This window comes from Bacillus kalamii (assembly GCF_047238185.1).
Taxonomy (GTDB): Bacteria; Bacillota; Bacilli; order Bacillales; family DSM-1321; genus Bacillus_AD.
Genome location: NZ_JBDFMI010000006.1, coordinates 233,007 through 259,018 on the forward strand (window position 1 = coordinate 233,007; position 26,012 = coordinate 259,018).

At 42.2% G+C, this 26,012-nt stretch carries 15 protein-coding genes; 8 read left to right on the forward strand and 7 right to left on the reverse strand.

Features of this window, described 5'->3' with window-relative positions; all coding sequences use genetic code 11:
* Positions 1 to 186: 186 nt before the first annotated feature.
* The 4 genes from csaB to ABC357_RS18905 all read left to right on the forward strand — a co-directional run bounded on the left by csaB (position 187) and on the right by ABC357_RS18905 (position 4,965).
* Complete coding sequence (gene csaB / locus ABC357_RS18890; protein ID WP_412889151.1) at positions 187 to 1,296, forward strand: polysaccharide pyruvyl transferase CsaB; 1,110 nt, start codon at positions 187 to 189, stop codon at positions 1,294 to 1,296.
* Positions 1,297 to 1,328: 32 nt separating this feature from the next.
* Positions 1,329 to 2,504: a glycosyltransferase family 4 protein gene (locus tag ABC357_RS18895; RefSeq protein WP_412889152.1), complete on the forward strand. Its 1,176-nt coding sequence runs from the start codon at positions 1,329 to 1,331 to the stop codon at positions 2,502 to 2,504.
* Between the two features lie 107 nt (positions 2,505 to 2,611).
* Entirely contained in the window at positions 2,612 to 4,138 is a 1,527-nt protein-coding gene (gene murJ / locus ABC357_RS18900) for a murein biosynthesis integral membrane protein MurJ (RefSeq protein WP_412889153.1), read from the forward strand.
* A gap of 125 nt (positions 4,139 to 4,263) precedes the next feature.
* On the forward strand, positions 4,264 to 4,965 hold the full coding sequence (locus ABC357_RS18905; RefSeq protein ID WP_412889154.1) for a hypothetical protein: 702 nt from the start codon (positions 4,264 to 4,266) through the stop codon (positions 4,963 to 4,965).
* 125 nt (positions 4,966 to 5,090) lie between these two features.
* On the opposite strand, the gene ABC357_RS18910 is transcribed toward ABC357_RS18905, so the two are convergent.
* Positions 5,091 to 6,116, reverse strand: coding sequence for an S-layer homology domain-containing protein (locus tag ABC357_RS18910; protein WP_412889155.1), 1,026 nt, complete (start codon positions 6,114 to 6,116; stop codon positions 5,091 to 5,093).
* Between the two features lie 210 nt (positions 6,117 to 6,326).
* The gene (locus ABC357_RS18915; protein ID WP_412889156.1) at positions 6,327 to 8,258 is read right to left on the reverse strand and encodes an S-layer homology domain-containing protein; all 1,932 of its coding nucleotides are present in this window, start codon (positions 8,256 to 8,258) and stop codon (positions 6,327 to 6,329) included.
* 225 nt (positions 8,259 to 8,483) lie between these two features.
* Between ABC357_RS18915 and ABC357_RS18920 the strand changes: the two genes are divergently transcribed.
* Positions 8,484 to 10,184, forward strand: coding sequence for a DUF4855 domain-containing protein (locus ABC357_RS18920; protein ID WP_412889157.1), 1,701 nt, complete (start codon positions 8,484 to 8,486; stop codon positions 10,182 to 10,184).
* A 50-nt stretch (positions 10,185 to 10,234) separates the two neighbouring features.
* Here ABC357_RS18920 and ABC357_RS18925 read toward each other — a convergent pair whose 3' ends face one another.
* Complete coding sequence (locus ABC357_RS18925) at positions 10,235 to 12,229, reverse strand: S-layer homology domain-containing protein (protein WP_412889158.1); 1,995 nt, start codon at positions 12,227 to 12,229, stop codon at positions 10,235 to 10,237.
* 355 nt (positions 12,230 to 12,584) lie between these two features.
* Positions 12,585 to 13,586, reverse strand: a complete 1,002-nt coding sequence (locus ABC357_RS18930; protein ID WP_412889159.1) for a C40 family peptidase — start codon at positions 13,584 to 13,586, stop codon at positions 12,585 to 12,587.
* 283 nt (positions 13,587 to 13,869) lie between these two features.
* On the opposite strand from ABC357_RS18930, the gene ABC357_RS18935 reads away from it, so the two are divergent.
* Positions 13,870 to 15,200, forward strand: a protein-coding gene (locus ABC357_RS18935; protein ID WP_412885946.1) for an IS3 family transposase whose coding sequence is annotated in 2 segments (ribosomal slippage) — positions 13,870 to 14,251 and positions 14,251 to 15,200 — 1,332 coding nt in all. Because the reading frame shifts where the segments join, the coding sequence is not laid out codon by codon here.
* Between the two features lie 83 nt (positions 15,201 to 15,283).
* Here ABC357_RS18935 and ABC357_RS18940 read toward each other — a convergent pair.
* The 3 genes from ABC357_RS18940 to ABC357_RS18950 form a co-directional block, all read right to left on the reverse strand.
* Positions 15,284 to 17,296 (reverse strand): S8 family peptidase, encoded by a 2,013-nt coding sequence (locus ABC357_RS18940; RefSeq protein WP_412889160.1) that lies wholly within the window; start codon positions 17,294 to 17,296, stop codon positions 15,284 to 15,286.
* A gap of 267 nt (positions 17,297 to 17,563) precedes the next feature.
* A complete protein-coding gene (locus ABC357_RS18945) occupies positions 17,564 to 18,985 on the reverse strand; it encodes an N-acetylmuramoyl-L-alanine amidase (RefSeq protein WP_412889161.1) in 1,422 nt (473 codons plus the stop codon).
* 326 nt (positions 18,986 to 19,311) lie between these two features.
* A complete protein-coding gene (locus ABC357_RS18950) occupies positions 19,312 to 20,739 on the reverse strand; it encodes a magnesium transporter CorA family protein (RefSeq protein ID WP_412889162.1) in 1,428 nt (475 codons plus the stop codon).
* 524 nt (positions 20,740 to 21,263) lie between these two features.
* Here ABC357_RS18950 and ABC357_RS18955 point away from each other — a divergent pair.
* Both ABC357_RS18955 and ABC357_RS18960 read left to right on the forward strand, forming a co-directional pair.
* Complete coding sequence (locus tag ABC357_RS18955) at positions 21,264 to 22,874, forward strand: SWIM zinc finger family protein (RefSeq protein ID WP_412889163.1); 1,611 nt, start codon at positions 21,264 to 21,266, stop codon at positions 22,872 to 22,874.
* The gene (locus ABC357_RS18960) at positions 22,864 to 25,713 is read left to right on the forward strand and encodes a DEAD/DEAH box helicase (RefSeq protein ID WP_412889164.1); all 2,850 of its coding nucleotides are present in this window, start codon (positions 22,864 to 22,866) and stop codon (positions 25,711 to 25,713) included. The genes ABC357_RS18955 and ABC357_RS18960 overlap by 11 nt, the downstream gene beginning before the upstream one ends.
* Positions 25,714 to 26,012: the final 299 nt, after the last annotated feature.

A 26,012-nucleotide genomic window follows, 5' to 3' on the forward strand; every position in this document is an offset into this window, starting at 1 on the left:
GGAGGTTTTTGTAGAAAAAAGAAGAAAAGGCCATCCGCTCGTTTAACAGCAGCCGGATGGGTTGATGATATAACCGGTTTGTAAGCTGGCGGAAACAGCTTATGATGGGCAGGCAAAACAACCGCCTGCCTCAATGCGGCTTGTATATAGTAGAAGCCGCGCATGTAAAAGGAGGATACATTTGTTTTGAAAATAGTCATTTCTGGTTTTTATGGTTTAGGCAATACGGGAGACGAGGCAATCCTAGAGAGCATTGTAGATAACCTGAAGGATTCTCTCGAAAACCCCGAGATAACCGTTTTCTCATTATCACCGGAAGCAACGGCGAAGGAACGCGAAGTGAAAGCCGTCTACCGTGGATGGAGACATGATAATAAAGGAAAAATCAAGGCTCTGCGCGAAGCGGACCTTTTGGTCAGCGGCGGCGGCGGCCTCTTGCAGGATGCGTATCCGACGAAGTTCTTGTTCGGTCCGCTTCCTTATTATCTGTTGATTGTCCTTTTGGCAAAAATGTGCGGAACAAAGGTCATGTTTTTCTCGCAAGGAATTGGACCCGTCACATCCCGATGGGGTAAAATTCTTATGAAGATGGCCAATATGGCTGACTTCATTACAGTACGCGACCAATTTTCGAAGGAATACCTGGAAAATCTGGGCATTACGAAGCCAGAGACTGTCGTAACATCCGATATCGTATTCGCCTTCAAGAAAAAGCATGACCGTGCTTGCATGGACTCGTTGGATCTTGGTCCATACGAAAAATTGGTGGCCGTTTCCATGCGCCCGTGGTTCGAGCATACAAAGCAATTCGAGCAGACAGCGCAGATTTTGGACGAACTGATTGAAAAACGCAATATTACGCCTGTTTTTGTTCCAATGGAAGGGCACCATGATACAGCAGCAAGCGAAAACGTGATGAAGCATATGAAATACCGCGATAAATGTGTGATGCTAGGCGAAAACTTCACACCGAACCAATATTTGAACTTTATCGCTGACTGTGATTTAACAATCGGCATGAGATTGCATGCGCTTATTTTCTCTACGCTTTCAGGCGTTCCCCATATCGGGCTGAGCTACGATAAAAAAGTGGAAAGTCTGTTAAAACGGAGCGGCATGTGGGATTTCTCGGCCGATCTAATGGAAATCGACCCGGATACGCTGGTTGCCAATGCCATTACATTGCTGGATAACCATGATGAGTTCTCGACACTTGTCAACGCCAACGCTGACGTAATGCGCAAGGAAGCTGTCCGTAATGTCGATTTGTTGAAGGAACATTTCTTGAACCAATAATAGATAAAGATCGCTCAGGAGGAGACTTGATCATGAAAGTACTAATCGCAACAGCCTATGACTATCCGCATGCAGGCGGACTATCGGTACACGTGGATACGCTGAAGGCCGGACTGGAGTCGCTTGGACATGAAGTGGATGTATTATCGTTCTCGGACGTTTCTCCCCTTTCCCGTAAAATCCTGGCCCAGGGGCCAAGCTATATTCTGAATAAGCTCAGCAAAGGGAAAGGAATTGTCTGGAGCCATAAAATGCGCCAGCGCTTCCTTCACTCTCTGATGGAAAAAAATAAGAGCAAGCATTATGACATTATCCATGCACAGGATCCGTTCACTACTCTTGCGGCACTTGAGACAGGCATTCCTACTGTATCGACTGTCCATGGCTATATGGCATTCGAATCAATTTCTAAAGGTTCTATGGATGAAGGCAGCGAGCCGGCACGCATCATGCAGGAAATCGAGATCAAGGCCTATAAAGGGACTCGTGAAGTCATTACGGTCGATACACGCCTGAAGGAATACGTGAAGGATGTATCCGGTGTCGAAGGGACTGCAATCCGCAACTTCATCGATGTCGATAATTTCAAGCCGAATAAAGACAAAAAAGAAGAACTGCGCAAGCAATACAATATCCCGGTGGACAGTCCAGTGCTGTTCTGCCCACGCCGCCTGACAAAGAAAAACGGCGTTATTTATCCGGCGTTGGCTTTGCCTAAAGTATTGAAAGAGTTTCCGAATGTGAAATTGATCTACGCAGGCAGCGGTGAAGCCTTGAATGAAATCAAGGAAATCGTTGCCCGCGAAAAAATAGAGGACAGTGTCACTTTGCTTGGCGCTGTTGCCCACCATGTTGTCCGCGACTATTATGACCTGAGCGACGTGGCTCTTGTGCCAAGTGTCCACTCAGCAGGCGTTGAGGAAGCGACTTCTATTTCCGCCCTTGAAGCAATGGGCTCAGGCTCGCCTTTAGTTGCCTGCGCTGTCGGCGGATTGAAGGAAATCGTCAACAGCGGCGAAGACGGCCTACTGGTCGAGGAGAAGAACGTCGAGGAATTGTCCGATGCCATCCTTACTCTTCTGAGAGACCCGGAAGCCGGGGCTGGAATGGCTGCAAAAGCACGCGCTAAGATTGAAAAGGATTACTCCCATATCGCTGCGGCGAAGAAATACCTTGAAATCTACGAACGCGCCTTAAAGCAAAAATAAATTTCTTTTCCATGACACATTTGGGGTCTGACACACATGCTGTGTGAGGCCCCTTTTCAAGTGAACCTGACATTCCATACTAATGAAGAATAGAGGTGCAATCGCACTTGGCCAATTTAAAAAGAACTGCCATATGGATTACGTTGCTGGCTATCTTCCTGAAAGCGGCAGGCTTCATCAGGGAGAGTATTGTAGCCAAAGTCTTTGGCGTCAGCCATGAAACAGACGGATATGTATATGCCTTTTCGTTGATCACACTCGTTGTCGCCATGATTTCCGGCGGCTTCAACAATGTCTTTCTCCCACAATACATGAAGCGGAGAAAGGAAAAAGCCGAAGCGGCCGAAAAAGACGCCAACGGCATAATGAATGGAACAGTCATTATGTTCCTGCTTGTTTCAATTATCGGCTACTTTGCCAGCGGAAAGATCATTCCGTATATTACACCGGCCAGTATGAACCCGGCTGCACAGGACATAGCCATCAAAACGATGCAGATTTTCTTCATCGGGATGACATTCGTCGCCCTGAACGGCATACTTGATTCCTACCTTCAGGCGCGCAGAAGCTTTGTACCTTCCCAGATTGCTAAGATTCTAGCCACATTGACAGGCGCGGTATTCGCTATCTTTTTCCATGAGCAGATGGGCATCTATTCGCTTGCGATTGGTTTTGTCGTCGGAACAGTACTGGGCGTTATCGTCCAATTCATTTACTTACAGAAAAGCAACTTCCGCTGGGCTCCGACCATCAAGGTGGAAAAGGACTTCCGCAAGACCTTTCTTGTACTGATTGTTCCGTCGCTCTTGAACTCGGTCGTCGGCCAATTCAATATGTTCGTCAACAAGACATTCGCATCCGGTACAGGCGATGGAGGAACTACCTATTTGGATAAAGCATCCCTGCTTGTATCGATTCCGAATACAATCTATGCGACAACGATTGTTGTCATCATATTCACGCTTCTGTCAGAGCAGGTGAATGATAAGAAAAAATTCCAGGAAACCATGCATATGGGCATGATGATATCGCTTGTTACCCTGCTTCCGATGTCTGTCGGATTGCTTCTTCTCGGCAAGGAAGTGATCGGTTTTGTCTTGCAGCACGGCAAATTCACTGCGGCAGATACATACAATACGTATGTGGCCATGGTCCTTTACCTGCCGATGATTATCGCACAGGGTCTGCAATTCATTGTCAGCAAAAGCATGTACGCACGAGGAAAAACATCGACGGTATTTCGCATTTCCATTACAACTGTCGCGCTCAACTTCATCCTGAACTGGTTGATTGTCGATTCGCTTGGCTATAAGGGCCTTGCCGTCACGTCATCTGTCGTGGCCATCTACTTCTTGGTCGTTTCAACCATTGTCATGTACCGCGATTTCGATAAGAGCGAGAGCAAACGGTTGGTTAAGATGTTCCTGCTGGTCATCCCGCCTACTTTATTGATGGGACTGCCGGTATATGCCCTGAAGGCATATACACCGCTTGGACATCTGCCGAATATCATCCAGCTGGTTCTGTTCGGCGGAATCGGAGCTGTACTTTATGTCGTCGGATTGAAATACTTTTATAAAGAAGCGTATACAAAACTATTATCCCTTGTCAGACGGAAAAAAGCGGCTGCCTGACAGACTGAAAGCGAGTGAAATGACATTCACTCGCTTTTTCCTATGATTAGGCATTTTTATTTCACAAACATTTTTCATTTAGTTGCTATACTTTCAAGGTACTTTTGAAAAAGTGGGAACGCATAATGAAATATAAACTATTTATTTGTCTATCTTTATTGTCCATAAGTATTTTTACTGACTCCATACCCTCCATTAAATATGATCATCTAAACGCAAAGCAATTTATGGATGTTGGTGATTATACGATGCACAAAATTTTCAACACACATGTAAACAAAGTGGACTATTCATTTAATTGGGCTGATAAATCAATCGACATCCTCCTGTCATTGGCTCCTTCATACAATAAACTCCCTATAGGGGAAAAATTCCAGATAATCGAACAGGCTTACCAGCAGCTCCGGTATTATTTAAAGACCGACACTGTAGCCTATCATCTCTATCAAAGAAATATCCGTTTAATCGCTGACTGCGATAACCATACATATCTTTACTATAATGTTAATCCAAATAAAACGGTGAATATCCTTCGTCCAAAAGGGCGTCTGATCATCAACGACAGCATCACTGTCACAAAAGAAAAAGCTCAAAAAGATGCGGAATCAATGAAAGAATTCAAGGAAAGTATAACAGCCGAAGGACACTCAGAAAGAGAAATCCTTTTGTTTTCACAGCGCATTTTTAGAATCTTGACTAACTTTGGAATTGATTATGATCCTCGGCGGGACGATAAGGTGATCGTACAAGCCGTACTGGATGAATACAATATCAGCTATCAGGAGTATGACCGTATTTTCAGGAAGCACTATATGCTCATTGAATGAGGTACGCCTAGGAAAATAACGGCTTAAGAATGCTGGCTGCATATGGTTATCCAAAGCATTATTCATTAAGCAATCTAAAAAGCGATCGAGATTTTTTCCTCTCGATCGCTTTTTGAATGATATTCTTATTTGCCCAGAAACTCCTGTACCCATACATTCGGTGAAGATACATATCCTGCTCCCATATGGGTAAAGTTCGGATTCAGGATATTGGCCCGGTGGCCTGCCGAATTCATCCAGGCTGACACGACACTTTCAGGTGTAGGCTGGCCCTTAGCGATATTTTCACCGGCAGCATGCCAGTTTTTAATGCCGAATTTCTGCAATAATTCCTTTAATCCTCCGTAAGTAGGGCTCGTATGGCTAAAATAGTTGTTTACCTTCATATCTTCCGCTTTCGCATGGGCGACTCTGCTCGCTTCTGTATCTAAAATGAGTGGTTTGAGCCCTTGCTTTGCCCGCTCTGCATTGGTCAATTCCACAACCTTTTTTTCGAAGGCGCTCGGCTCATAGGCGGCCGGTGTTTCAGGTGTATTAGTATTTCCCGAAGTCTTGCCGATCACATTCAGCAAACGATAAATAAAAGCTGCCCCCTGTTGACGTGTCGCATGATCCTTTGGTTTGAACATCATCCCTCCAGAGACTGTATATCCTTTAATAATCCCTTGGCCAATCATATTTTTGATAGCCAATTTTGTTTCTTCAGCGCCAACTCGATTCATATCGGCCACTGTAACTGAAGTTGTCTTTGTTTTTATATTTTTATAGGTTAATGCATTATTGATCATAATGGCCATTTGCTCCCGTGTGATTAGCTGATTGGGCGCAAACGTTTCAGAGCTTATTCCCCTTACAATCTTTGCTTTTGCTGCTGCATTGATTCCTGCAGCCAAACTGCTCGTTTTACTTACGTCCTTAAAAACATGCGGACCATCAGGCAAATCCAGAGCCCGTTTCAAAAAAGTGGCAAATTCCCCTCTGGTTACAGTACCATTCGGCTTATATGTACCATCTCCATAGCCCGTAATAATTCCTTCTTTAATCATAGCTTGCATTTCATTCCCGATATTTTCTTTAGCGGACGCATAGGTTATCGGTAAAATCGAAGCAATCAGAACAATACTTGCTATGAAACTTATTATTTTTTTCATATTTAGACATCTCCTTTCTCTCTCACAATGATCAAGCTTAACATCAATGAAAATAATAGACAAAATGCAAGAGTACTAGAATCCTAAAAAAATAGGAAACAGTAAATAAGAAGGATGAAATGATAAATTGCCTATACAATGTCCTTTTTTAGTACTTTTGCAACCAACAAAAAGTCCGGATGGAATATCCACCCGGAGCTGCTTCATTACTTATTTAACAATAGGAAGAGGTTTGATATAATCGATGTCCCCTTTTCCCCCTGCCACGTAGCCGTATGGCGCTTTCAGTGAATCCGACAATATTTTATGCCATGTATAATCGGCACCCTTTTCGCTGCTGATCACCGTAACAGGAAATCCTGTCTGGCTGGCATCGAAACGGTATAATGCCAATGATGATACACTTGGCTCCGACCGTACATTCAGTCCTTCCGGAGAAGTCACCTGATAGAGAGAGTAGGTAGTCGGATTATTGATGAAATCCTTTCCGCCTCCATCCAAATCCAAATTATACATGACACCTGCAATCTTTTGTCCCCAGTATTGATCGGATGCATACTTCACATTGATACCTCTATATTTATTGCCAAGATTGCTTCCGTTTCCATAGCTATTTAATTCAGTTGTAATATAGGTTTTATTTAACACTTTATCTGCAAGATACACTACACAGTCTTCAGTAGTATCAAATTTTATTGCAGCACTTGTATTTCCATCATGTGCATGGATGCCGAATATATTATTCTTATTCTTGGCTATATCACTTAATCCATAATTGCTTTCAACGATTGCTTGAGAGAGCATCATGAATGCATTTATTTTATATTTATTTTCGGCCTCTTTTAATGTTTGCCCTATATTCAAAAGCTTGCTGTTTTTAGTTGCACCCTTAAACGCACTATTACCTGATGCTTCAAGGCTTTGCAGTTTCTTTAAAATGATTTGATTCAAATCATCAGCGGTGTAATTTGTATTTGTTCGATAAGGAAGCATATTGAAGTATTGATAGAAAGTACCGGCGTCATTCCCTTTACTGTCGGTAAAATGAACTCCATCCCAGCTGTAGTATGTTCCTTCAGCAAGGCCTGTTGGCGCTTTTCCATAAAAATAGGAATCTGAAGATTTAGTAAGATAGTTGTATACATTATGTGTTAGATTTCTTTTGCCATCCACTTTATAAAAAGATCGTTTGCCATTAAAGGTTTGCTCTGGAATCAATTTCACATCCGCCAAATTAACTGTATATGGATGACCGGCAACCTTTACAGACACATCCTGGTCATCAGATGATATATACTCCATTTCACTGCCTCGCTCTAAAGGCATCTTCAATTTTTTATTCTCATATACAACAGTTTCGCCATTGGCCGTTGCAACCGCGATTCCTTTATCCATTTTAATGACTTTATCATTCTTTACAATTACTTCTCCGGTGGACGCAGTCCATTTATCATTTGCTTCAGCAAAACTGCTGAACTTTTGCTGCGATGCACTAAAGCTGCCATCTGCTTTTACTTTGGTGACGATATAAAGATTATTGTTTTCAGACGCGCCATCATGACTTTTTTTTACTTCCAGCATTCTGTATACAAACTTGGCCGCATGATCCCTTGTTGCCGTATCCTTTGGAAGGTACTCATTTTTTGCATTTCCTAAAATAATTTTGTAACCGACCATACTGGCAACAACCGCTTTCCATTTCGGTGAAATTTGGTTGGTGTCCACAAATGAAAGTGGCGCTTCCTTCGGCGCAATCCCAAGATAATCAAGTGCATTTGAAATCATGGCTGCCATCTGTTCCCTTGTGATCGAGTCGTTCGGACCGAACAATATTTTTGAATAACCACTGGCAATTTTCGCTCTCACAACGGCGCTAATTCCCTTTGCAAGCGGTGAACTCTTAGCAACATCCTTAAATTGGCTGTCTCCCTCAGGAAGTTGCAATGCCCTTTGCATAATGGCAGCAAATTCTCCACGGGTCACTTTTTTCCCAGACATAGGATTGCCGTTACTGTCTCCCATTATGATTTTTTGATCCATCATAGCTGCTAATTCTTTGCTGGTTGAAGCACTGGCCTGGGTACTGAAAAATAAGCCTATGAGCAATAGTAGACTCGCGGCTGACAACATAAACTTTTTCATCATATCTCCCCTTATACTCTAGTATTCTTCTATTAGTAAATATACCATTTTTTAACAAAATAATCATCACAAAGAACATACACACCCTTCATTCCTATTATTTTTGATTCATATAATTGGAAATTTTTAAAATATCTTATACAAAAATACTATATTCTATGTTTTTTACAAGAATCAATATGTTACTATTGAAATGTTAAGACTAATTTAAAGAGGGGTGTAATTTTGAAAAAAAGCAAAATAATTATGGGCATGGTGCTCGCTATAGTCTGTTTTGCCGCTAGTGCCATTCCGGCAAGCGCTGCATTTCGTGATGTTCCCCGTGAATTCTGGGCATATAACGAAATTCAGTTCTTAACAGACAAAAATGTCATTCAGGGATTCTCTAATGGCACATTCAAACCGACGGGCCCTATTACACGAAAAGATGCCGCAATCATGCTAGTGCGTGCAATGAAAATGGACATTCCGACAGAACCTTCCATTATTCCATCGGATATGAAAGAAACCTCCACCGGGTATAACGAAGTAATAGCTGTGGTAAATGCAGGCATGTTCACTTTGGAAGATGGAAAATTTAATCCAACCAAACCCTTATTGCGAAAAGAAATGGCGAAAGCTCTAGCAACAGGCTACCAATATGAAGGACAAGGAAATTCAAGCTTTACCGATATTCATAAAGACGATCCATACTATACTTACATAGACGCTATTGCTGAAAACAAAGTGACTTCTGGATATATGGATGGAACCTTTAAACCTTCAATGATCGTCAATCGTGCTCAGTTCTCAACATTCATGGCGCGCATATACGGTAGACCGCTTGAATACTCTGTTAAATTAAATGGGGAAACGCTAGAAACATTCCGCAACTCTGAATCAGCCATCGCTTTTGCGGTAAAAAATCCTGGTGCAACCGTTCACCCTGTCAGCAACTCACTCATTACCTATAATGAGGAAACAGGAAAAATGGACAGTACAGGCATTAAAAACGGCGTCATCATTTACAATGGTTCCGAGAATGCGAAAGGATTTACACCTGATTTCTTCGATTCCTATCTAACAAGAAATGACGGTGTCCAACCGAATGATCTTTTCGATACATTTATCTTCCAAGCTAATCGGTACAAGATTGGCGAAGGAGACAATATGCAGTCCGGCGATTTTTCAGAAACAGCCAAAAATACAGCAAATTATGACGTGTGGCAATGGTATCTGGATCGAATCCTGGGCTCCGAAGGCAGTTTAGCTAATCTGGATAAAGCGGCTGCAAAAGCAGGAAAGCATCCAAATGTCTACATCGGCATACCATACCCTAAGAAAACGGGCGATATTATCGACTTGGATGGAAATTCTCTGACGAACACAACTGAAGCCCGCGAAGATTTAGTAAACTGGTTCATAAACCAAGTTGAAAATACGTTTTATGAAAGAAACTATTCGAATATTAATCTGAAAGGCTATTACTGGACCAATGAAACGGTCATTAGCCAACAGGATGAAATTATTGTAGCAAGTGCAGCAAAAGTACTGCATGCACAAAATCGAAAGTTCATCTATTCTCCACATGCCCTATCCACCAACTTCAACCGTTGGCAGTCATATGGATTTGATGGAGCGTTCCGCCAGCCGAATGCTTTCCGTTTTACAGGTGAAGATGCTGAAGCCAAATTACACAGAGCCTTCTTGGAAGCACAAATCTTTGGATGCGGCATTAACTTTGAAATTGAACCTAATTCCAGTGCACAGTTGGCTGAAAAAGGGCTCGACAGCATTAAGCGCTATGCAGAATTCTCTAAAAGATACGGACTTCCGGGCCGCAGCATGATTGTTTATCAGGATTTAGAAATGATCCATCGTATGGCTACAAATCCTGATCCAATGTACCAACAGGCCTACCAGGCATTCATGTCGATCATTCAATAATCAAACCAACAAAAAAGCCAAGAGCACACGCTCTCGGCTTTTTTGTTGGTTTATTTTGCTATTGGCAGTGCCTTTACAAATTGAGAAGACACATATCCGTACCGATCAGTCGTATTATCAGAAAGTATCTTTTTCCATTTTCCATCTGCAGTTGTTTCCATTACTATAACCGGAAAACCAGCTTTTTTATACGTATACAAAATATTGTTATATCCGGAGCCATCCGGTGTGGAACGGATATTCAAGCCATCACTTGTCGTTTCATAAATAGCATAAGGATTTGGATTGTTCAAAAAATCCTTTCCTCCCAATGCTTTATCGATTTGATACATATACCCAGCAATCTTTTGTCCCCAATAAGGGTCTGAAGCATAGCGGACATTAAATCCTCGGGCCTTAGTTCCTGGCATTCCTCCATTAGCATATGAACCGGATACCGGAATGTAATTTTTATTTAAATAGTTTTTAATCAAAGAATCCACACATGCTTGGATACTAGTATAGGAGTTTCCGTTTTGAGGCGAGCTATCATATACCGCGATTCCAAATATATTATTATTGTTCTGTGCATGTGCACTCATTCCAAAGTCACTCTCAAGGATCCCCATGCCGAGAACCATTAAGGCATCTATATTATTGGCTTTTTCAGCATCTTTCAAAATTTTCCCTAAACCTATCAATTTGCTTTTCTTTGTAGCATCTTTATATCTGGCATAAGAGGTTGGATTCTGCTTATATAACGCTTCTTTAGCAACTAAACTATCCGTAATATACTTTTCCAAGTCTTCAGCTGTGTAATTGGTAGTGGCGCGGGCAGGAAGCATATTAAAGTACTGATAGTAACTTCCTATTGTTGTGCCAGAGCTATCTCTAAACACTCCCCCATCCCAACTATAGTATTTTTGCCCCTGCTTAAATACTGATGGTGCTTTTCCTGCTGTATAAGATGTATATTTATTCGTGCTATGATTATATAAGCTGTGTATTAGATCCCCTGCTGCGTTGGCACTGTAATAGGACTGGCCTTTCAGCATCTGGGTAGGAAGCATATACATTTCAGATTGTTTTACATAACCAATATTTCCGCCTATATCTACTGTCACCCAGTCTTCATCGGAAGAGACATACTTAAGCTCATTCCCCGGTGAAATTGGGGCATACGGATTCTTCTTATCACTTAAATATACAACCGTGGTGGCATTGCCAGTACTCGGCTTGGCAATGACAAGGCCCTCATTCATTTTAACGATATTCCCTTTATAAAGGACTACCTGTGAAGCTGCATTCGTAATTTTTTGGCTGGCATCTTTAAACGTTTGATACGTTTGAGTGCTGCTTGTTATAGTCCCACCTGCTGTAATCGTACCCACTTGGTAATCATACTTCTCTGCCGGGGGAGTTGGTGCCGGTGGTTCTGGATTTGGCTTCTCTTCGGCTTTGGCATCGAGCATACGTGAGATGAACGCAGATGCTTCTGCTCTCGTAGCTGTTAAAGCCGGTTTAAATGCATATCCGCCTTTACCATCGGAAAATCCTGATATTATTTTCATACCTACCATATACTTTACAGCTGTTAATGCAGAGGCAGAGATATCTTTTCCATCTGAAAAAGCGAGCGTCCCTTCTTTTTTTGTTACCTTTAAATAGTCTAGAGAACGGTCAATCAAGACAGCCATCTGGGCTCTGGATATAAGCTCATCCGGTTTAAAAAGTGTTTTTGAGTAACCTTTAATAATGCCTGCACTAACAGCCGCATTTATACTTGGCGCCAAGGCTGAAGACGCCGGTACGTCCGTGAATTGGCCACTTCCTGCAGGAAGTTTAAGCGCGCGCGCTAGAAATGTCGCAAATTGGCCCCGGTTCACTTTTTCTCCAGGTTTATATACTCCTGTTCCATAACCGTTAATTACACCAATTTCCACCATGGCCCTCATTTCTTTTTCAAGGGCAATACCTGTAATGTCATCACTTGCAAATGCCTTTGAAACCGGCAAAATGGATAAAGCAAGCATTAAACTAAGAAGTACACTAATTATTTTTTTCATTGATAGCTCCTTTCTGATAATCCTTCTCACTATCTGTTACATTATGGCAGGGCTCCTTCAGGAAGAGCTGTGTTGTGATGCCATTAAAAACAAAGATTCTGGTAAACGAGAATACATATACTTTTATATATAATGCTAGTTTACTAGTAATATCGGAAAAAGTTTCTATATTTTTAGTTAATTAGGGATAGTATCCATGATGTTGGACGGTAAATCCTATCCAAGTATTCCTATTCGCCTAATTCAAAAGATATATAGCATTTTATTCTCCCCTACTATTCTATCAAAATATCTATTCGATTATAAATCCAAAAATACCCTCTTACTCCAGCGGTAAAAGGGTATTCAAGAAACATTAATTTGCATTCATCGCATTATAAATGGCTGCAGAGAAGTCTGCTCTGGAAGCCTTGCTTGATGTACGGTATGAAGCTGTTTTAAAACCGGTTGTCCGATCAATGACATTCATAGTGATGATTGCATCAAACGCCCAATAAGATGAATCTACATCATTATATATCTTATTGGATTCAGCACTTGACATTATCGGGCGAGGCAATGAGAAGGCATTTTTGACGATTGTGGCCATCTCAGCTCTTGTCATAGTGGCATACGGTCTGAATGTGCCATCAGAAAAGCCTTTGATAACACCCATTTCTTTAATAGCAGCAATATCTTTAGCAAATGGGTTGTTCGTCGGTACATCTTTATAGGAATAGATACTGGCTGGCGTATTCTTCAGTACCCGGTTAATGATGGCAGCTGCCTGTCCTCTTGTTACAGACTCAGCAGGTCTGAACGTACCATCATCATATCCTTTAATAATGCCTTTTTTACTGATATCCTTAACAGCAGCATATGCAAAGCTACTGCTCGCTAAATCAACAAACTCCCCTTCTTCCAGGTTGTTAAATACTCGCTTTGCGCCTGTATACTTAGGTCCCCAATATGTGTTGCTGAGACTTGCCACCGCAACTCCGCTGCTTGTCGTAGCAGAAATAAAATTGTTGCTGCCTACATAGATGCCTGCATGTGAAATGCCTTGCTTATAAGTATTTGAGAAAAAAACTAAATCTCCAGGTTGAAGATCTTTTTTTGCAACGCTTGTCCCTACTTTTTTATATTGTTCTTCAGAGGTACGAGGAAGTGTAACACCTACCTGTTTAAATACGTAACTCAGGTAGCCTGAACAGTCAAATCCGCTCGTTGTTGTGCCTCCAAACTTATATGGGACTCCTTTATACTTAACGGCGATCGATACTATACTATTCCCGTTGTAAGCTGCCGCCTGGCTAATCGATGGCATAACAGTGAATAGGATTGCTGAAACAAACAATAAGTATAAAAATTTCTTCATCTTTACCCCCAAAATAATTGTTAATGAATTTTTATATGTATATTTCTTATATTCTATTGAACGATTTTCTATCCATTTACTATTTTAACAAAGAGTTATAAGAATGGACTTTACGTTTATATTACAATTGCATTACTGGAAAACCCTATTAATCCACTGTTTATCTATAAAAAAACCCACCTAAAATTTTAAACTGTACCCTATAAGATAGACACTTTAAAAAAGTCTATCTTATAGGGTACTTTTGTTTATAATGAGAAAAAAGATATCGGAGCGGGATGAAATGGCAAAGAGATATTTTACTAAAAAAGAACAAGAACAATTAAAATGCAATCCGTATGTGCAAGCAGTTAGTGAGAAAGCAATTACGTATAGTGATGAATTTAAACGTCACTTTATTGCGGAAAATGAAAAAGGTAGATTACCAAGAGAAATTTTTGAAGAGGCCGGCTTAGATGTTGAATTAATCGGTATAAAACGAATCCAATCTTCAGGAAAACGTTGGCGAGCTGCTTATCGCCGAGCGGGGATAGAAGGTTTACAAGATACACGGAAAATGAATTCAGGCACACCATCTGAGCGTGAATTGACATTGGAAGAGAAAATTGCACGATTAGAGGCGAAAAATAAATTATTACAAGCAGAGAATGAACTCTTAAAAAAGCTCGATCTACTCGAAAGGCAGATGTTGAAGAAGAAATCATAATCCCAACAAAATTAAGGTTTGAACTGATTTACAAAACGATCCAAAAGTATAAATTAAAACGACTCGTTAATTATTTATGTGAACTAATGAGTGTATCACGTTCAGGCTACTACAATTATTTTAGTAATCATTCGGTTCAAAAAAGGATGGAACGTGAATTAGCAGATGAAGCAGTGAAAGAAATCATTTTAAAGGCGTATCAATTCAGAGGACGTAAAAAAGGAACACGCCAAATAAAAATGACATTACAAAATCAATATGGGATTACGTATAACTTAAAACGTATTCGCCGCATTATGAAGAAATTTGACATCATCTGTCCGATTCGAAAAGCAAATCCAGCGCGACGTATGGCAAAAGCGACAAAAGAGCATCGCACGTGTCCAAATGAACTACAACGCAACTTTAAACAAGGTGTGGCAGGAAAAGTATTATTGACGGATATTACGTATTTAACGTACGGAGGCGGTAAACGTGCTTATTTATCCACGATTAAGGACGCAGAAACGAATGAAATTTTGGCGTATGAAACGTCGTCTTCGTTAAGTTTGGACATTGCCCTCGATACGCTTCGTAAATTGAAGAAACACCGCCATTTAACAGAAGATGCCTTTATTCATTCAGATCAAGGGTTCCACTACACCAATCCACACTATCAAAAACTTGTGAAGAAAATGAAATTAGGACAATCTATGTCACGTCGCGGGAACTGTTGGGATAATGCCCCCCAAGAATCATTCTTTGGACATTTTAAAGATGAAACGAGTATAAAAGAATGTCAAACACTAGAAGAAGTAAAGCAAGAAATTAAGAGTTATATGATTTATTACAATCATTATCGGGGGCAATGGAACTTGAAAAAGCTGCCGCCTGCAAAATACAGACAGCAGCTTCTAGAAGTTGCCTAGCTTTTTTCAAAATGTCCTTTACAAAGGGTACAGTTTATTTATTTAGATGGTTTCTTTTTTAAAAAATGTTATATCGGTAGATTTCATTCTGCTACAATTGGTTTAAATTGGGGATTAATGGCACGCGATAAGAAAACCGCAAATGATGAACGATCCATTTTCATATATGGTTTAAACGTTCCATCTCCATATCCCTGTGCAATCAAATTGGATGAGACCTGATGAATTTGTTTATAACCAGACATAGATGGTGATAGGTCATTATATGCTACCGGTATCCCGGCATCCTTCAGATTGAACGCATTTGCGACCATTATACTCATTTCTGCTCTTGTAACCGATTGATTGCCTCTGAATGTTCCATCTTTAAAACCGGCCAAAATTCCTTTTTGATAAGCAGCCGCTACTTGTGGCGCACCAAAGCTCCCTGGTTTAACATCCTTAAAGACCTCTTTATTGGTGGTGGAAATATCCAATTGCAGTGCATTTGCCAATAAAACAACTGCTTCCATTCTAGTAATGGTTTTTTTCGGTTTCATTTCACCACTGCTGTAACCATTCATAATTTTACGCTGGTTTAAAAACATAATATTCCGATTGTACCAGTAACTGTTATTCATATCTTTATATGCTGGGGACTCAAGATTGATAAGAACATGTATAGCTTGATCCATTATTTCCTTGCCATCTTTTGTAGGTACAATGATGTATTCCACATCTCCCTTACTTGCATAATCTATTATTTCCTTATCTACAACATTAGCAAGTATTTTTTGCTTATACCGATAAACGTTCACGGCATTCGCCCCCTCAGGGAGCTTGTCCACTGTAAGTTTGATTGTACCATTCTCTGAAGCTGCGCCTGTTACTTCCGTATCGGCTTCTCCGCTTGTATCCGCTTGGACAAGCCCGTAGCCATATAGGGAATCTCTTCCAGCAACTCCAAGATCCTTAGCGTTTTTCTCGAGAAGTTCGCGGATTTCAACATTCGTCATAAGCGGAAACTTTTCTTTATACAAAGCTGCCATTGCAGTTACAAAAGGGGCAGCCATTGATGTCCCAGACATCATCCCATACCCGTCCTTAGCGTTATCATAGTCATCCTGTGCCAATGGCAATGTACTTAAGATATCGCCGCCAGGAGCCGTTAATTCTATATCTTTCCCTCTAGCGCTCGTGGCAATTAGATTACCATTCCTTCCAAGAGCGGAGACACTGATTACTTCAGGATATTTAGCAGGATATAGAACATTTAGCCCTGTCTCTGCCGAATAATTGCCTGCAGCGGCAACGATTAAAATCCCTTCCTTGTACGCTTTTTGAATCAGCGCCCTAAAAGCAGGGTCATCATCAGGAGTGGTTAAACTTAAATTGATGATATCCATCTTGTTTTTAATGGACCAATCCATCGCCGCCATAATGGAGGAAGTCACCCCAAAGCCATGTGAATCAAGCGCTTTAACCGCATACAAACTGGCTCCGGGTGCAACTCCCAGGACACCGACTTCATTATCTTGGGCAGCAATTATACCTGCCACGTGAGTTCCGTGTCCATTATTATCATTATAAGAATTGGCACAAGCGTTTGGTTCATACGCGGTATTCATGACACAGACTCCCCCTGCGACCTTTAAATCAGGGTGGGTCGTATCGATTCCTGAATCTATTACAGCAATCTTCACACCTTTTCCAGTCGAACTGATTGGAATGCGGTTCTCCATATTGAGCTTACTGTAGCCCCAGTTCGTTCGTTGCCCTACAACTTCTACCAATCGGTCTTCTTTTACATCCTTGACAGCCGGTTCTCGCTTCAATGATTCAATATCCTCAGGATCCATTTTTCCTGTCACCGCAGAAATCGAATCATACGTATGTATGGCAGACACATGATGCTTCTGCAGAATTGATTGATCCACAGTATCCTTAAATAGAATATTAACCCTGGTACCATCCTCCAAACTTTGCTTAACGATTGAAGGTTCTTCCGAGGAAGCAGCCTTTAGGCCATCTTTTGTTACAAATTCTCCAGCACTGTAGCTGTGAGGCAGCAGCAATAGCATCATTGCGACCACTAGTAGATTGAAAAGTTTTTTCATGTTCTCTCTCCCTGTACTCATTTCTAGTAGAATTGGATGAACAGAATATCAGCCCATATCCCTACTGCAGCAACTTTACTGATACCGGATAAATAACTGACTTTCTTTTTTAAAGAATGTTCGCTTTATTATAATTATATTATACTTTTTTTCCGCACAAAAAAGGAGCCTATATAGACTCCTTTTTGAAAAGCTTATATATTCAATTATTACTAGCTTATATAGCCGTAGATAAATAGATACTATTTAATAGACAGACTAGCCGCTTTATTGAATCTTACTGTATTGGTCAGCTACATCAAAACCTTTGGCATTATAATAATCTAGGATGCCCAATGAAATGGCTTTAGCGGCAGCTTGGCGATATGTGTTGGATTTCAGTTTATCATTGTCCGCCTTTGTATCAATAAAAGCAAGCTCTACCAAAACAGCCGGCATTGTATTTTCACGTAATACATGGAAGTTTCCATGCTTATCTCCACGGTCAGCTGTATTCATAGCTACAACTAAACGCGCTTGAATGTACTTCGCAAGCTTCTGGCTGTCAGTAACATACGGGTTCGTCGCTGCTCTGCCATAATAATACGTTTCGGATCCTGTTCCTCCACCTGCATTGGCATGGATGCTGACAAACGCATTCGCTTTCGCATTTTGAGCAAATGTTACACGCTCTGATAAAGTGGGATATGTATCTGTATCCCTTGTCATTTTAATATTGAATGGTGTTTTAACCAGATAGTCTCTTACCCGCTTACCGACATCTAGTACTACATCTTTTTCTTTCAGACCAAATCCGATAGCTCCAGAGTCAGTTCCCCCATGGCCTGGATCGATCACAATCGTTTGTGAAGCAAGCGGGTTCGTCGGTTGTTGCGTATTGTCATCCCCTGATGAAACAGTAGGGCTCAAATAAGCACTTGATACAAAACCGATTACATTTTTACTAGATTTAATAACTGTCCATGTCCCAACTTTATAACCAACTGCCACCTTTTCCTTTTTTTGAAGGACTTCGGTCACTCCATAATTAGTATTCGGGCCTTTTCGAATATTTAACGTATCCGAAGTAACATACATATCTCCGCTGAAAGTGATACTTTGGTTACCCAAACGAAGATTGTAATCAATAGCTCTTGCTAAAAATATGGCGTAATCTGCACGGACAATACTATTTGATGTACCGAAGGATCCGTCCGACATACCTTGAGCAATTCCTCTTGACATTAATGCTTTGGCAGCACCGGTTGTTGACCCGTCAAAACTGTATTCAAATGCACGGCTAATCATGATGGCCATTTCACCGCGAGTCATCTTATCATACGGCTTAAATAATCCATTGCTGAACCCGGATATTATTTTCTTATCCACCGCAGATTGAATGTAGCCGGAAGCAAAATTGTCTGAGCTGACATCCTTGAATGAAGTACCTCTTTGTGTGCCATTCAAGTTTAAAGCACGTCCGATCATTGCAGCAGCTTCTGCACGAGTAACAGATCGTGTCGGATTAAAATATCCCTTTGAATCTCCTCCGACAATGTTACCTTGCGCAAGATAACTTATTTCTTTAAAAGCCCTGTGTGAAGAACCAATATCCTTGAACGTTGTTGCCGCCTCTATCTGAGATTGCCCTAAACCAAAAAATACGGAAACAAGCAGCGTGAGACTCAGCAGTAGTTTTACAGCTTTCATTCTTTTTAAAATCCCTCCCTTAAAATACTCTACTATTCTATCATAACCTTGATTTTTCCAGTCAAAAAAATAAGCCAACATTCACACAATCACCAACCTATGAAATTTATAACATAGTTCAAATACAACTATAAAACTATTATTATATTTCATAAAAATGATTATTTTATTGAATTTATTGCACGGAAAAATCAAAATAATTATATCAAAATATATAAAAATAACTTTATTTTAAATTTTATATTATATAAATGTAATATAAATGTAATATTTTTCTAATTCGTTCCTAAGCAAAAAGCCGCCGATTTACATCAACGGCTCGAACGTTATTCATCTTTCCTGAAAAATCCTCTGATCCAATTGAACAGAAAGTAAATTCCGAGAATAGAAGAGATCGCAATTCCGGAAAGGGCGACAATTAGGTTGATCCACTCAAAGAAAGAGTAATCGAGCACCCTGTGCCATTTCACGGTTCCCTTCCAATCTTCTATGACAAGGTTCATTCCGTATATACCGGATATGACCGTATAGACAGTCAAGATCTGCAGCAAATAATTATGGCGTGTGGAAACCAGCTTTTCATGGTTCTGGTAGAGCGAATCCAATGTTTTGCTTAAATGCCGGTATAAATATTCAATCTTGAAAACATCCTTCACGATTTCGAAAATTTCTTTCCCGATTGTGGAACTGTTCACTTCAGGAAAATAGTATTTCGATGAAAACTCGGTGATCTTCATGATGAGTTTTTCAATCTTTACCCTATCTTTATTAATATCAATGGCTGATTGGTCGTAACTTAGCTTCATTAAGACAATCTTATAGAAGAAATAAAGAAGGATCGAATAGAAATGCTTGCCGTACATGGAATCCGCCAGTTCTATATTCACAGCTTCCTCATTCGTTTTTGTCACACAGCAAAATGTATAGTCACTGACGACAAAATACGTTTCATCCGCCCAGCGGTCATACACATTCTTATCGTAATAGCGGTCGATATATTTCGGATTGCTTGAGCCGACGAATGGTTCACCGCCCATTCCATATCCATATAGGTGGCCGACACGGAATAAATCCTTCTTCGTAATATCCGTCTTCCCATCCACATTCAGATAGCCCGCAACAAACATCCGTTCATCCATGAAGAAAGGCAGGCTGCCGAAATATGGCGCGCTCTCATCCGCTTGGTCCACGAAATCCTGTATTTGGCTGAATAAGCTGTGGAAGATAAAATCCTTCACCTTATGGAAGCTATTGGCTCCGCAGCTTACAAGCCGTGTTGCATCATTGTCGACGATTGGCTCCATTACCCGAAATTCGGAACTGAATTGCAGTGTGTCCGTCAGTGACAATCCCTCTTCCAGCTCAACCCTGATATTCATAATGCCAATCTGGAAAGGGCAAACGATAATATCGATCGAAGGAATCCAAAAAGGCGTATTCAGCATTTTCGATTCAAGACGGCATTCCATATCGATTTTTTTTGAAAAACGGCGCAATCCATCCGATTGTTCGTACCTTTTCGGGAACAGGATACGCTCGATATTCGGCAAAAAGAATTTCTCCAGGCTGCGATGGGAAACTCTATTGCCGTTATAGTATTCGGTTTCCTGCTCTTCGCTTTGCAGTTGAAAGAACTGAAAACCGTCCTTCAGTAATAGGTTAATTAAATCCTGCTGCACTCCCCGCTTCAGCATAAACGGGAACATGAATTGAAAATGGGATGATTGGGCGATTACCCCTTGATCCTCTTCCATTGGCTTTTTCCCCTTTGCATCGTTCCATCTATTCCACTAGTTTATCTATTAAAGGACACAAAAAAACTCTATAGATACATGTGCATACTCATAGAGTCCCTTCACTTTGTTTGCTTTTTAAGGTTCCGCAGAAATTCCTTGGTCACTCGCTTATCTGAAATCCTTTTATTCATCGGAAACAACTTATTGACTGTCATTTTTTCGTTGCTCTTCATTTCTGTTGGTGCGCTCCTTCTGTCGCCTTCCCGGCAACATTGATACTCTGCTTATACCCGCTTTTTTAGCCGGTAAACCTGCCCTTCTGATAAAAGCAGAACGGCGATTCTTTCACATGGCTGCTACATTGTTCTATAATAAGGAAGGTACGTAAAAAAAAATGATCTCTATGTTAACATTTTTTATATGATTGCCAATACTCTTAAGGGGTGGAGTTTCACCCTTCATTCATGCAACTGCCTCTCTGCAAGAAAGGCAGCACTACCGCATTCCCGGGCATAGCAGGGACATGCGCTGGAGGTTTCATTATGTCAAATGCGTTACTGTTTTTCAGCGGAGAGCTGCAAAAACAACTACAGCCGCAAAAGCCCGAGGACGTTGTCAATGTACAAAGGGGCTTATTACTATACAGACAGGATATGGTCTATCAATGCACAGAAAATGAATCCGTTATTACTGCCACCGTACAGGATGTTACTCCATGCAAAGTCACACTGGATTTAACCTTCCCTGATAACAGCCAATGCTCATGTAATCAACAGATCTTCTGCCGCCACCAAATGGCCGTATTCTTTACAGCCTATAGCAAAATCCGTTCAGTCAGCGAGTGGATTACTGTCTGGAAAAGCGGAACGAAGCAAGTATCCGTCCAAACCATGCAACTCCAAAAAGCCAAGGAACTCCTCCGCGATGAAAAGCCGCTCGAGCTTACATACGAGTCGTGGAAGGAATTCATGGGCGACATGTATAAAAAGCACATTGTCTACCATTTATCCCAATCCACTTATAATCTGACCACCAAATGGGACCAGTATATCCAGCGGGTAAAAGCCAAAATGCCTCTTGAAAGCGAGTGGAAGCTTCTTTTTACATTCATGCTGTATTTCCAAACATTCCTTCTTACTATGCAAACATTAAAGAAAGAGGAAAAGCTTGGCTATACGACTACCCAATTTTTGAAGCGGGAAGCGGCCGATTTAGAGGAACAGGTCCACTATACAGCGGAACAATTAACTAAAAGCTCACGCCCATTCGCTTTCGATGCTTTCTATAAAGGCATCCGAAACGATATGGCCGCCCTCCTTGAGCCCGAGCCCGAACTCGATGGAAGCAGCATTGATATATATCGAACAATCTGGACTCATATTTTAAAGGAAAAAACGTGGAGAAAAGCAGCGCTGGATGAGTTGAACGAAGCTTTGCAGCAGAAACAAACAAATGTGCAGGATAACAACTTTGATTGCAAGCCGATTGCCGCTATCCATCTCGCTTTGCTGCTTGATGAGGATAAGATGGTGACTTCCATGCTTGAAGAGCTGCAGCCCAAAAATTATCCGCTGCTCGCATACTGGGTCAGACAGTTTGACGAACAGAAAACAACGCCATTTATTCTGTTCATCATGGGGCATGTCCATGACTATTATGATGTCGCGCCAAATATATACAGAAGGAAAGAGTTCGTCCAATTCTTCATTCCGCATATCCGCCGTTATTGCCAGCGGGTAAAACGGATGGAGCTGTTCGAGAAATTTTGCGAACAGACATTGCCTTATTCATTCGTCCCATTCAGCCACTACCTGCTCGACCAAGAAAAATATAAGAAATGGGTTGAGTTATACTTATTCAGCAATGTTGAGCTGGAGTATATCTCCACCGAAGAACTCAACATTGTCACCAAGCACGAGCCGGCTTTGCTGCTGCCGATCTTCACAAGTGTCGTCCAGGAAAAAATCGAAAGCAAGAATCGGCAAAGCTATAAAGCAGCCGTCCGCTATCTGAAAAAAATCCGGAGCATCTATAAGAAAGAAAAGCAAATGGATGTATGGGACCGGTATATCGCCAAAATCCAGTCCTCCCATACGAGATTGCGCGCTTTTCAAGAAGAGCTGAAAAGAGGTAAGCTGATTCATGTTGACTAACATTACCGTTCATACGGAACTTCTGCAGTCCGGGGATTATTTCCTGACTGCCTACCAATATACAGGCGAATTGTTGCCTCCTGCCAAATACAGCAAACAGTTATTCGCTTGGGATGAAGCCAGTTTTTACGGCAGCTTCCTGACTGTCAAGGAAGTGGATGGCGTTGCAGGCATCGTGCTGAAGCCATGGGAATTAGTGTCCCTTTTCTCCCAGGACCGATTCCTTTCATTCATCGACTGGCATTGGGATGATTTTTCTTTCCTTTGCCTTTCCACTGCACCGGCCATCAAGGAAAGCATCGAAGAAGGCGTGCCTGTTCCCGATTTCGGCAAAATGGGCGAAGATGGCCTATCATGGCATTTATCTTCCACAGTCATGGAGGAATTCGACGAGGACTTCTGGGAGCAGAAACCTGCCTTCCTGAATGGCCAAACAACACTGCAATTCGTCGACCGACTGTACAATAGCGCCATCGCCGAAAGCCTGCATGAAAATCCGGCAACCAAGGAAAAATGGGACCATGCGATCCAATTGCTTAAAGCGTCTAATCTGACTGGCGAAGAACTGCGCCAATACTTCACGGAAGAACGCTGGAAGAAATGGATTGGCTATGAGGAGGATAGCTTGCCATTCACAACCGGCCTCCGTTTGGTGGAACCGATTGAAGGAGAAGGCGAATGGTCTCTGGAAATGATCGTCCGATCCAAAAAGAAGGAAGACCAAATCAAGCTGTATGGCCGCCACAAGCTTCCTAAGTCATGGGCAGAACATGAGAATGCCATACGCGCCGAAATGAAGAGCTGGTTTGATCTTGTACCGATGCTCGAGGAAAACGGACATGTGAAGCAAAAGCTAACGGAGGAGGAAGCTTGGCACTTCTTAACAGAAGCGAGCGAGAAACTTCTATTCATCGGGGCAACCATTTTGCTGCCATCATGGTGGACCGATTTGAAGAAATCTACGATGAAGCTGAAAGCCAAGGTAAAAAGTATTTCCTCCACTGGAACTTCATTCGTCGGCCTGCAATCCTTGATGGATTTCGACTGGCGCATCTCCATGAACGGAGCCGAGCTGAGCGAAGCGGAATTCAACCAAATGGTTGCTGAAAAGAAACGGTTGGTCTATATAAACGGACAATGGGTGAAGCTGGACCCGGAATTGGTCCGCCATATTCAAAAAGCGATGAAAACAGCCGCCAAAAAAGGAATATCCTTAAGCGATGTCTTTTACCAGGAGCTGGCGGATGAGGAAGCTCCGGAAGAAGAAGAGGATTTGCACGAATTAATGAAGATTCAATTTGAGCTGAATAAAGACCTTCGCCGCCTATTCACTGCCCTTCGAGATATGAAGGAAATTCCGATAGCCGCCCAGCCTCCTGCCCTCCAAGGAGAGCTCCGCCCTTATCAGCAGCAGGGCTTGAGCTGGCTGTTGTTCCTCCGGGACCATGGCTTTGGAGCTTGCCTTGCCGATGATATGGGACTTGGAAAGACTGTACAGATCATCTCTTATCTGCTGTCCATTCAAGAGCAGAAGGCCAAACAGCCATTGCCCGTCCTGGATGATCAGATGCCGGCGACAAGAGCGGCGCTGATTGTCTGCCCTACTTCCGTTCTCGGCAACTGGCAAAAGGAGATTGAACGTTTTGCCCCTTCTCTGAAAACAGCCTTGTACTACGGACCGCAGCGCCCTAAAGGGGATGAATTCGAGGCATTCGTCCACGACTATGACATCATACTGACTTCCTACGGAATGACTCATATCGATTTCGAGGATATGACATCCCTTTACTGGAATGCCGTCATTATTGATGAAGCGCAGAACATTAAAAATGCCGGAACGAAGCAGTCCCGTTCTGTACGCAAGTTGAAGGGCCGCCATCATATCGCACTGACAGGCACCCCGATGGAAAACCGCCTGACCGAGCTTTGGGCTATTTTCGATTTTATCAATAAAGGGTACCTAGGGTCCCTCGGCAAATTCCAGGACCGTTTTGTCGCAAGCATCGAACGCGAGGGAGACCGTTCCAAGGTTCAGGAACTGCAGCGGATCATCCAGCCTTTCCTTCTACGGAGAACGAAAAAGGATAAGGACGTAGCTTTGAACCTGCCTGACAAAATCGAACAAAAGGAATTTGTGCCGCTGACCTCCGAGCAGGCATCGCTGTATGAGCAATTGATCAAGGATACTTTCGCTCAGATGGATAAGCTGAATGCCATCGAACGGAAAGGCATGATCCTGCAGATGATCGGCCGCTTAAAGCAGCTATGCAACCATCCTTCCCTCTACCTGAAGGAAGAGGTGCCGCATAATATCCGTGTCCGTTCCGCCAAGCTTGATAAGCTGTACGAACTCGTTGATGCCGTGATGGAGCAGAACGAAAGCTGCCTGATTTTCACCCAATATATCGGTATGGGGAATATGATAAAGGCACTTCTGGAAAAAGCGTATGGCCACAGTGTGCCGTTCCTGAATGGATCACTCGGAAAGAAACAGCGCGACAGTATGATCGAAAGCTTCCAAAAGGGAGAATTCCCGATTTTCATCCTCTCACTGAAGGCAGGAGGAACAGGATTGAATCTGACGGCGGCCAACCACGTCATCCACTATGACCGTTGGTGGAACCCCGCTGTCGAAAACCAGGCGACCGACCGTGCCTACCGCATCGGCCAAGACCGCTTCGTCCATGTGCATAAGCTCATCTGCACAGGCACACTCGAAGAAAAAATCGACCAAATGATCGACCAAAAGCAAGCACTGAACGACGAAATCATCACCAGCGAAAACTGGATCACCGAACTAAGTACAGACCAACTAAAAGAACTCGTCTCATTGCAATAAGAAAAGCCGATACCGGTGATTCTTTTTCCATAGAAAAAGAATCAGCCATGCGGCAGAAATAAGACAATCCTTACAGGAAGCATGCCTTTTCGCTTCCGAAAAGGAGTGGCTTATTTCCGAGCATGGCAGGTACAAGGCTGGATCAGAAGAAAAGCGGAGAGCGCCTGTTTAGCCCCGACAAGCTTAAGGCGGGGCACTGACAAAGGCTGCTCTTCGCCTTTGACAGTGGCTTGACTTAAGACCTCGAGGGGCTGGCGCTCGCAGCTGGACAATAAGAAAAGCCGGTACCGGTGATTCTT